Source organism: Micromonospora sp. DT201 (assembly GCF_049841575.1).
Lineage (GTDB): Bacteria > Actinomycetota > Actinomycetes > Mycobacteriales > Micromonosporaceae > Micromonospora.
The window spans coordinates 73,163-79,456 of record NZ_JBNCKP010000007.1; the positions used below are offsets into that span (position 1 = coordinate 73,163).

Below are 6,294 nucleotides of genomic sequence, written 5' to 3' on the forward strand. Positions count from 1 at the left end.
CGCCGGCGGGGGGCTCGGCGATGTGACGCCCTGATGACCGCCCTGCTGTGCTCGGTCGGTCAGCGGGCGTGACCAGCCGGTGCGGCTGGCGTATATGGGCCTGCGCTGTCGGCGTTACTGGCGGCCAAACGGGCTGTAGTACCCGGTGCAGGTCACCCCGCCCGCCGTCTGCGCACAGGCGCGGTGCGCGTAGAAGGCCGAACCGACCATCGTCGACTCGAGCCTTGTGCCATCGCTGGTGGCGGTGACCTTGCCCAGCTGCTCGGTAAAGTTCCTTCGCTCCGTCCACGCCGAGTCGCCAGCCGACACGGGCTGAACGAGGGCAAACATGCCCGAGACGAACTCGCGGATGGTGACCGTCTTGCCGTCCGGAGTGGTGGCGCTCGGGGTAGCGGCAGAGGCCGGAGCGGCCGCGCCGAGGAGTAGGGCGCCAGCGCCGAGTGTGGTCGCCACCGCCGCGGCGAGCCGCTTCTTCATGGTGTTCCCTTTCGCTTGGCGTCTCGCCGGCCGATCCGCCCGTGAATGGCGCGGGCCGTCCTCGGAACACGCCGAAAGTTCGAGGAGTGTTGGAGAACGCCACTTCCGGCAGAACCGGCGAGTGCGGTCGGGTTGACTCTCCCGGACCGGAATCTCACTCTCCAGAGTGAATCAAATACTCTTTGCATTAAGTGTGGGCTTGCGGCTAATGCCCGCGTCGCCGTGCCGGGCCGGGGGTGGTGTGCTCAGGCGCCGTCTCCGGTGCAGGTCACGGCCGTTCCCGTCTTCGCGCAGGCGCGAGAGACGCCCGAAGCTGCTGGGTGGAGCCCGGTCGCTCCAGCCACACCGAGTCGACGGCCGAAGCTGGCTTGAGTTCGCCCTGGTGCAGGCCAACGCCTAAGGAGTAGGAGACGACCTTGCCGTCCGGAGTGGTGACCGACGGTACGGCGGCCGCCGCCGGGGAGGACGCGCCCAGCAGCAGGGCGCCCGAACAGAGCGCGGTCGAGGTCACGAGCGCGGCGATGCGACGGATCTTCATTGTGCTTCCCTCCATCTTCCAGGGGGTTTGCCGAATTCGAGGGAGGTGGACCGGCCCCCGTTCGGGGACGGCAGCTACCGGGTGCGGGATCGCCTTGGCGGCGAGCCCGTGCGTGACGGCGAATTCGGTCTGCCGACCCTCGCAACATTCAAAGGAAGCGATCTATGGGAGATCGAGTATCTTGTTGCTTGGCTGGTGCCCTCGTCCACGATCGAATTTCCGGATGCGTCGTGGCGTGAGGCGCACGTACTGCCGGAAGATCCCAGGGCACCGCCACGCCCGCCGCGCCCCGAGCCCCACCGCCCGCGGCGTCGTGCCGGCGGGAGGCGCCGACAGCCGGTATGACAGTGGACCGTGAGCAAAGGGTGAATCATGGCGATAGACGTTCCCGCCGGCCCCGACCTTCCCAGCGTGCGTGAAGATCGGCACTGGCTCGGCCGTCCGGGCGCGGAGGCCCCCGGCCAGCGGATGTCCCGTCCGTCCACCGGCTCCGCCGAGGACACCGCCCTCGGTCTCGACCGGTGGCGGGATCTACCGCGGGCGCAGATGCCGCCATGGGCGGACACCGCAGAGGTGACCTCGGTGTGCCAGGTGCTTGATGACGCTCCGACGATCGTCGCCCCGTACGAGGTGGACCAGTTGCGGATGCGACTGGCCGAGGTGTGCGAGGGCCGGGCGTTCCTGTTGCAGGGCGGTGACTGCGCGGAGACCTTCGCCGACAACACCGAGAGCCACCTGCTCGGCAACGTCCGCACGTTGCTGCAGATGGCCGTCGTGCTGACCTACGGCGCATCCATGCCGGTGGTCAAGGTCGCGCGGGTGGCGGGCCAGTACACCAAGCCACGGTCGGCGCCGACGGACTCCTTCGGCCTGCCGGCGTACCGCGGTGACATGATCAACTCGTCGGACGCGGACGAGACGGCGCGGGTGGCGGATCCGCAGCGGATGATCCGCGCGTACGCGAACTCCGCCGCCGCGATGAACATGCTGCGCGCCTACCTCGCCGGAGGCCTGGCCGACCTGCACGGCCTGCACGACTGGAACAGGGATTTCGTGCGGGTGTCCCCGGCGGGGGAACGCTACGAGGCCATCGCCCGCGAGATCGACCGGGCCCTGGACTTCGTCCGCGCCTGCGGCATGACCGACAGTGAGGCCCTGCGCACCGTCAGCCTGTACTGCTCCCACGAAGCTCTCGCCCTGGAGTACGACCGGGCGCTCACCCGGGTCTGCGACGGTCGCGCCTACGGCTTGTCCGGGCACTTCCTGTGGGTGGGTGAGCGCACGCGGCAACTGGACCACGCGCACATCGATTTCATCTCCCGCATCGCCAACCCGATCGGCGTCAAGCTCGGCCCTGGCACGTCACCCGACTCCGCGATCGAGCTGTGCGAGAAGCTCAACCCCGACAACGTGCCCGGTCGGTTGACGTTGATCAGCCGGATGGGAAACGGCAGGCTGCGGGACGTGTTGCCGTCGATCGTGGAGAAGGTCCACGCGTCCGGGGCGAAGGTGGTGTGGCAGTGCGATCCGATGCACGGCAACACCCACGAGTCGTCCAACGGCTACAAGACCCGCCACTTCGACCGGATCGTGGACGAGGTGCTGGGATTCTTCGAGGTGCACCGTGGTCTGGGCACCCATCCGGGTGGGATCCACGTCGAGCTGACCGGCGAGGACGTCACCGAGTGTCTGGGTGGCGCGCAGGGCATCGCCGACCTTGACCTGCCCGGCCGCTACGAGACCGCCTGCGACCCGCGACTGAACACCCGGCAGAGCCTCGAGCTCGCTCTCCTCGTCGCGGAGATGCTGCGGGGCCGGCCCCGGCCGACTCGGTGACCTCGCTGAGCGGGTGCGCCGGTTGCTCGGGTCAGGAGGCGGGCGGGACCGCACTCGTGCGTTCGACCGGCCGCTCACAGTCCCTCGCGCGAACCCGTCCGTGGCGGCGACGAGCTCGCCCGTGGACCATCGGTCGATGATCCACGGGCGCTCGGTCATGTGGCGCGCAGGGTCCGGATATCCGGCCCTACCGGTGATGAATGTCAGGCCGCGCCGGCCAGGGCCTCGTTGTCGGACAGCACAACGAAGCAGGAAGGACCATCGAGGCCTGGGCTTGCTCATTCCCTTCGGATGAAGCAGCGAGGGAAGAGCGGCGCGCTGATCGTTGTGATGCTGTAGCCGGTCAGCTCGCGGAAGCCGCCCACCTTTGGAAAGGACGGGCTGTCGTACGGATCGGTGATGTTCTCGTTGCTGTACTCCTTCCCGATCGAAGCTCCGGCCGGTTTCAACAGGATAGCTTTCGCCCTGGTGGAACGGGCCCGTGAATAGCAGCTTGTTAACCGTGCTTGACTTGCTGGCCGGGTCTGATTGTCGGGCCCATGACAAGAGGGTCCGCTTCCGGCCTTCGGTCCGACGTTTACGCAATGCCAGATCGCGCCGGTCCGCTATGTGATCCGCCACATTCTGGCGTCGTCGGACCGTCGGCGATCATCATGTGGCGCGGACCCGGAAACCCGGATGTGCGACGACTGTGTTGTTCGACACGTGTTCGCTGTGACCGCTGCCCATCCGTCGCCATGGGGGCGGATCACGGGCGTGCGGGTGCCCGCTCGGACGGCCACGCCGTGCCCTCTGGGCAGGGCGTGAGGGCATACCGCCGCGCAGCGGTAGAGGTCGGCCGGCTTTGGCCAAAGCAACCGTAGAAAGATCCTCGCGGTTCGTTCGCCGGATGATCCGCAGCCACTTCTAAAACTTCAATACGCAGATTGATGAAACGCTTTCTTCTGCTAATTTCAGGTGCCGAGTGCCGTCTGTGCAAACCGTTTGCAAGGCGATCGATTCCGGTCGTCGTCGGCCGTCGCGCCCAGAGTTCGAGGAGATCAACGTGGCCAAACAACCTGTGACCGTACGGGTCGCGCGGTGGAGCACCGCCCACCCGTGGCTCGCGATTCTGTTGTGGGTCGCATTCGTGCTCGTCGCCCTCATCGGCGGCTCGGCCACCGGGCTGAAGACAGCCGGAGTGGCGGACACCGGGGCCGGTGACTCCGGGCGGGCCGCCGTGATCGTGGACGAGGCCGGTTTCGAGGACCCGGGCGTGGAGAACGTCCTGATCACCGCTCGCGCGGGCACGCTCGACCAGGCCGCGGCGAACGCTGCCGCGGCGAAGGTCATCCAGGTGATGCAGGGTCAGGCCGAGGTGGCCAAGGTCGACCAGCCGGTGCCCGCGCCTGACAACAGCGCGCTGCTGGTGTCGGTCACGATGAAGGGTGACCCGGAGACCGCGACCGAACGCATCGACCCGCTGCTCGCCCAGACCGACGCGGTCCAGAAGGAGTTCCCGGCTCTGCGCGTCGAGATGGTCGGCAACGCCACGCTGTCCAAGGCACTCAACGAGACGCTCATCAAGGACTTCCAGCGTGCCGAGCTGATCAGCATCCCGCTTACTCTGATCATCCTCATCTTCGCGTTCGGCGCGCTCATCGCCGCCGGCGTACCGCTGATCCTGGCGATCTCCGCGGTCGGCGCCGCGATGGGTCTCAACAGCCTGGCCTCGCACCTGATCCCGTCGACGGACTCGGTCTCCACGATCATCCTGCTGATCGGAATGGCGGTTGGTGTCGACTACTCGCTGTTCTATCTACGCCGCGAGCGAGAGGAGCGGGCGAAGGGCATCGACCACAAGTCGGCCATCGAGATCGCCGCGGCCACCTCGGGTCACGCGGTCGTGGTCTCCGGTGCGGCCGTCGCCATCGCCATGGCGGGCCTGTACCTCGCCTCCGACGCGACGTTCTCCTCGTTCGCCACCGGCGCGATCCTGGTGATCGCGGTGGCCGTGCTCGGCTCGCTGACCGTGCTGCCGGCGCTGCTCTCGAAGTTCGGCCGCTGGGTCGACCGCGGTCGCATCCCGTTCCTGTGGAAGCTCACCTCGCTGCGCGGCGGTGAGCCGCGATTCTGGCCGGCCGTGCTGCGCCCGGTGCTGAAGGCGCCCGCGGTGGCGCTCGGCGTCTCCGTCCTCCTGCTGCTGCTGCTCGCCGTGCCCGCGTTGGGCATGAAGCTCAAGCTGCCCGGCCTGGAGGACCTGCCGCGCAGCGTCGAGGCGATGAACTCCCTGGACCGGATGACGGCGGCCTACCCGAGCACCGGCACCTCCTTCGAGGTGGTGGTGCGTGCCAAGTCGGCCCAGTCGACCGAGGTGCAGACGGCTTTGCAGGAGTTGGGCACGAGGGTCGCGGCGGACCCGCTGTTCGTCCAGGACGGCGCGACGCCGCCCCGGGTCTCCCCGGACGGCCGGACGACGATCACGACCGTCGCCACCGACCACTCGTCCCGTTCGTCCGAGGCGCAGCAGGCGCTCGACCGGCTGCGTGAGGACCTGGTGCCGGCGACCGTCGGCAAGGTGTCGGGCGTCGACTACGCCGTCGGCGGATTCGTGGCCGGTACGGTCGACTACAGCGATCAACTGAAGCGCAAGCTGCCGCTGGTGGTCGGTTTCGTCCTCGTGCTCTCCCTCGCGATCATGATGCTGACGTTCCGGTCGGTCAACCTGGCCCTGCTGTCGATCGGGCTCAACCTGCTCTCGGTCGGTGCGTCCTTCGGTCTGCTCGTGCTGATCTTCCAGGGCGAGTGGGCGGAGGGGATCCTGAACTTCACGTCCATCGACGCGATCGTGGCCTGGCTACCGATCTTCCTGTTCGTGATCCTCTTTGGCCTGTCGATGGACTACCACGTCTTCGTCGTCAGCCGGATCCGGGAGAAGTACCTGCGCGGCGTGCCACACCGGCAGGCAGTCGTGGAGGGGATCACATCGTCGGCCGGCGTGGTGACCAGTGCGGCCGTGGTGATGGTGGGTGTGTTCTCGGTCTTCGGCACGCTCAGCATGATCGATATGAAGCAGCTCGGTGTCGGCCTGGCGTTCGCCATCCTCATCGACGCCAGCATCATCCGTGGTGTGGTGCTGCCGGCGGCCATGGCCGTCCTGGGCGAGCGCACCTGGTGGGCGCCGAAGTTCATGCGCCGCGACGAGGCGCCACCGGTGCGGGTGGAGCCGTTCCGTCCGGCCGACGAGGTGGACGCCGACCCGGACATCCCGCGTGAGGTCCAACCCGTCACCTGATACCGGAGCCGGTGAGCGAAACGGGGCGTCGATGTCGGCGTCCCGTTTCGCGTCGGGCCGGTGGAACGGCACAAAGAAAGGTGGTGGGGGCGCCCCCGGGCGCCCCCCCCCCACGGGGATACCCCGGGGGGGGGCGGGCCCCGGGGGCCCGCCCCCCCCCCCCCCCGGG

General features: G+C 68.2%; 5 protein-coding genes. 2 read left to right on the forward strand and 3 right to left on the reverse strand.

What is annotated here, in order from left to right:
* Window positions 1-114: 114 nt before the first annotated feature.
* Both ACLQ28_RS14945 and ACLQ28_RS14950 read right to left on the reverse strand, forming a co-directional pair.
* Window positions 115-477, reverse strand: coding sequence for a hypothetical protein (locus tag ACLQ28_RS14945; protein WP_425686866.1), 363 nt, complete (start codon window positions 475-477; stop codon window positions 115-117).
* Between the two features lie 268 nt (window positions 478-745).
* Entirely contained in the window at window positions 746-1,015 is a 270-nt protein-coding gene (locus ACLQ28_RS14950; RefSeq protein WP_425686867.1) for a hypothetical protein, read from the reverse strand.
* 468 nt (window positions 1,016-1,483) lie between these two features.
* Here ACLQ28_RS14950 and ACLQ28_RS14955 point away from each other — a divergent pair, with 468 nt between their 5' ends.
* Window positions 1,484-2,851 (forward strand): class II 3-deoxy-7-phosphoheptulonate synthase, encoded by a 1,368-nt coding sequence (locus ACLQ28_RS14955; RefSeq protein WP_425686983.1) that lies wholly within the window; start codon window positions 1,484-1,486, stop codon window positions 2,849-2,851.
* A gap of 278 nt (window positions 2,852-3,129) precedes the next feature.
* On the opposite strand, the gene ACLQ28_RS14960 is transcribed toward ACLQ28_RS14955, so the two are convergent.
* The gene (locus tag ACLQ28_RS14960; RefSeq protein WP_425686868.1) at window positions 3,130-3,300 is read right to left on the reverse strand and encodes a hypothetical protein; all 171 of its coding nucleotides are present in this window, start codon (window positions 3,298-3,300) and stop codon (window positions 3,130-3,132) included.
* 596 nt (window positions 3,301-3,896) lie between these two features.
* On the opposite strand from ACLQ28_RS14960, the gene ACLQ28_RS14965 reads away from it, so the two are divergent.
* On the forward strand, window positions 3,897-6,125 hold the full coding sequence (locus tag ACLQ28_RS14965) for an MMPL family transporter (RefSeq protein ID WP_425686869.1): 2,229 nt from the start codon (window positions 3,897-3,899) through the stop codon (window positions 6,123-6,125).
* Window positions 6,126-6,294: the final 169 nt, after the last annotated feature.

Bases quoted from the DNA above. Each gene is read 5' to 3' on its own strand.
- ACLQ28_RS14945 (WP_425686866.1), bottom strand. From the start codon at position 477: ATGAAGAAGCGGCTCGCCGCGGCGGTGGCGACCACACTCGGCGCTGGC.
- ACLQ28_RS14950 (WP_425686867.1), bottom strand. From the start codon at position 1,015: ATGAAGATCCGTCGCATCGCCGCGCTCGTGACCTCGACCGCGCTCTGT.
- ACLQ28_RS14955 (WP_425686983.1), top strand. From the start codon at position 1,484: ATGTCCCGTCCGTCCACCGGCTCCGCCGAGGACACCGCCCTCGGTCTC.